General features: G+C 69.4%; 1 protein-coding gene. It reads left to right on the plus strand.

Annotated elements, in window-relative coordinates; all coding sequences use genetic code 11:
- Positions 1–143: 143 nt before the first annotated feature.
- Positions 144–2,131, plus strand: a 1,988-nt coding sequence (locus VIB55_RS16360; RefSeq protein WP_331877736.1) for a DNA repair ATPase, incomplete at its 3' end; no start/stop codon positions are given.

The following is a 2,131-nucleotide window of genomic DNA, read 5'->3' on the forward strand; positions in this document are numbered from 1 at the left end:
GGGGGGCGAGGGCAGCCGGGGACTGCACGGCCCGTGTCGAAACGCCTCCTCGCCCACCAGGCCTCTGCGTGAGGCCGCTGTTCAGCAGGAAGTGCCGGGGCTCAATCCGCCTCGGGTCATCCACGTCATCCAGGTAAGCGCAGATGTCCGAGCAGTCCCCGGGTGTGCAGGAGCCCGCCGCCGACTCCGCCGGTTCAACCGTGGACCAGGCGGTCGCGGAGGGCGGCGCGTACGAGGTGCTGCGCCGCCGGCTGACCGAGCAGGGCACGCGGCTGCGCGACATCGCCGGCGCGCTCAACGAGCAGCGGCTGGCGGAGTTCGGGGACAGCCGGCTGGAGGTGATCGGACGCCTTCGCATCCACACCGAAAACAACTGCATCGGCCGCGACATCGTTCCCGTCGGCGGCCTGCTGCTGTTCGGCTACAACGTCTTTTTGGGGCTCAAGACCACCACCCGCGTGGAAGACGTGTTCGGCCTGTACCGCCTGGTGGAGGGCCCGGACGGGTTCGACGTGGAGGGCGTGGCGCTGGCCGGCAGCTTCCTGGGCGACCCCGCGTTCGTCCGCGACTTCGACGAGCTGTACGCCTACTACAAGAACGCGCGCCTGCTTCAGCTGGACGTAGCCGGCGGCAAGCTGCTGGCTGCCTTCCAGATCGGCGAGCGCAGCACCGACGTGCGCGTCTTCCGCTGGGCCATCTCGCCTGCCGGCGACGTCACGTACATGGACGCCCGCGGCGACCGTGACCTGACGTTTCCCCCGCCGTTCGACTTCGAGTGGACGCGGGCGGGGCGCGAGCACACCGTCACCGGGCGCTTTCCCCACCTGAACGTGCTCGACACGCTGTTCGTGGAAACCACGGGCGGCGACCTGACCATCAAGGTCGAGAACAACACCGAGTCGGGGGAGGGCATCCACAGCGAGCCGGTGGATGAAAAGACGCAGTCGCTGGACGACGCTACGTTCGACTTTGCCCGCGTGGGATCGCTGGTGCTGCTGAAGGTGCTGCCGTACCGCGAGACCGTTTGGCGCGGCTTCGTCTACAACACCATCAGCGGACGCATCGACCGGGTCGACGCCATCGTACAGGCGTGCGTGCAGCTGCCCGAGGACCACGGGATCATCTTCCCGGGCGGCTACTACCTGCAGAACGGCGAGCACAAGGCGTTCGACGCGCGGATGGACGGCATGCGCTTCCAGCGCGCGATCCGCTCGCCCAACGGCGAAGACGTGATGTACGTCTTCTACGAGCACGAGGCCGGCAAGTCGGCACTCTTCGTCTACAACCTCATCCAGCGCAAGCTGCAGAACCCGCTGTTCGGCCACGGCCACGCCGTGCTGGGCGACGGCCGCATGGTGCTGTTCCACGCCGAGGGCGAAGAGCCCACGCGCGTGCACCCCATGCAGATCTGGCAGACGCCCTTCGTCTCCGACGAGCACGCCGCTGCCCGTCCCCCCGGCGCCACCTTCATGGGCCGCCTGGGCAACGCCGAGCTGGTGCGGGGCATCTCCAGCCTGTTCGAGCTGGCGCGGGAGATCGAGAGCCCGGAAGTGTCCGTGCAGCGCTACCGGCTGCTCACCCGCAACACCCGCCGCCTGTTCGACGCGCACCACTGGCTGGACGCCGCCGACAGCCGGGGCGCGGGCGCCGTGCTGCACGAGATCGCCGCCACCAGCGAGTCGGTGCTCGACGAGTTCGAAAAGGTAGAGGGCATCCGCCGCCAGTCCGAGGCGGCGATGGCGCAGGCGCGCGACGAGCACGCGGCGCTCCTCTCCCGTCTCGTTCCCGAGGACTGGAAGCAGGTGCAGGAGTTCGTCGACGCGCTGAACGAGATCACCCGCCAGCGCGGCCGCCTGCTCACCATCCGCGAGCTGCGCTACGTCGACACGGCCGCGATCGATGCGATGGGCGCCGAGCTGCAGGCCCAGCACGAGCGCGTCGGCGCGGCCACGGGCGAGTTCCTGGCCGGCGACAAGGCGCTCGCGCCCTTCTCCGAGCGCCTGGCGGTGCTGGACGCCGACGCGCAGAAGGCGGAGACGGCCAAGGGAATCGGCGAGGCGGTGGCGGCGCTGGAAGCCATGTCCGCCGACCTCGACATGCTGTCGGAACTGATGGCGTCGCTCAAGGTGGA

The organism is Longimicrobium sp. (assembly GCF_036554565.1).
Classification (GTDB): domain Bacteria; phylum Gemmatimonadota; class Gemmatimonadetes; order Longimicrobiales; family Longimicrobiaceae; genus Longimicrobium.